At 60.6% G+C, this 1162-nt stretch carries 1 protein-coding gene; it reads left to right on the top strand.

Annotated elements, in window-relative coordinates; all coding sequences use genetic code 11:
- Window positions 1-146 precede the first annotated feature (146 nt).
- On the top strand, window positions 147-1162 hold a 1016-nt coding region (locus tag LQ952_RS15820), incomplete at its 3' end, for an IS4 family transposase (RefSeq protein WP_238623574.1).

Below are 1162 nucleotides of genomic sequence, written 5' to 3'. Positions count from 1 at the left end.
AGGCGGAGGGGTGGACATGCACCGGTCCGATCGTGTTTCTTTAAAGGCGCCAACCAATCAAAGAAGCGCGCGAGAAGCCGATGCATGCCACGCAGGTGATTGAGACAAATTTGGGTGCCCTGTGTCAACCAGTCCACCGTAGCCGGATGAAGTCGCTGATGACGGCGGTGGAGGCGGCGGTGAAAGGACAATGCACTTCAGTGACGGGGCTGGGTCGCGCCTCTGCCCGCCCGGTCACGGAAAAAGCGAGCATCAAGCAGATGGATCGCTTGGTGGGCAACGCCCGGATGCAAGCGGATGCACCTCACGTGTACCGCGCAATGACCTACTGGCTGGTGGGACAGGTAGGCCGACCAGTCATCCTGGTGGACTGGTCTCCGATCGCTGATGACGAGGGTTATCATGTGCTCAGGGCCAGTGTGCCGGTGGGAGGCCAGGGCAGGACGGTGTACCAGCGTTGTCACCCGCAGAAGCTCTACGCCAACCCAGAGGTTCAGGCCGAATTCCTGTCGAAGTTGCAAGAGATTCTACCGCCCGGTTCGGTACCGATCGTGGTGACCGATGCAGGCTTTAAAAAGCCCTGGTTTCGCGCCGTTTCGGCGCTGGGCTGGGACTGGGTGGGACGCATTCGCGGCAATACCAAGCTGACCCGTCCGGGTGAGACGGTCTGGCTTGACTGCCAACAACTGGGCTTGCTCCTGGAGCAGGACACGCCGTGTTACCTGGGCAGTTTCATCATGACCCGGCGCGAGTCGCTACCCTGTCAGGTGTACGGGTTGCGCAAGCCACCCAAGGGGCGCGTCCACAAGACGCGTGGTGGACAGCGGGCACAGGACAGCAAGAGTCGTGAGCATGCGGTTGGGGCACGGGAACCCTGGTTGCTGGTGACCTCACTGACCGGCGGCCAGGATAGCCTGGCACTGGTATTGAGACTGTACACGCAGCGCATGCAAATTGAAGAGGATTTTCGGGCAACAAAAAGTCGGCATTACGGCCTGGGTGTGGAGCGATCCCGCTCCCGTTCGGCGGCCCGGTTTGAGGTGCTGCTGCTGATCGCTGCCTTGGCCAGTTTTGTCGCCTGGCTGATGGGTATGGCGGCAGAACTGCAGGGTTTACACCGCCAGTATCAGTCTAATAGTTGCAGTAAACGACGCTGGCTCTC

This window comes from Ectothiorhodospira lacustris (assembly GCF_022227785.1).
Lineage (GTDB): Bacteria > Pseudomonadota > Gammaproteobacteria > Ectothiorhodospirales > Ectothiorhodospiraceae > Ectothiorhodospira > Ectothiorhodospira lacustris.
Note: the sequence above shows the minus strand (reverse complement) of the source record. Positions and strands in the feature narration are given on the sequence as shown.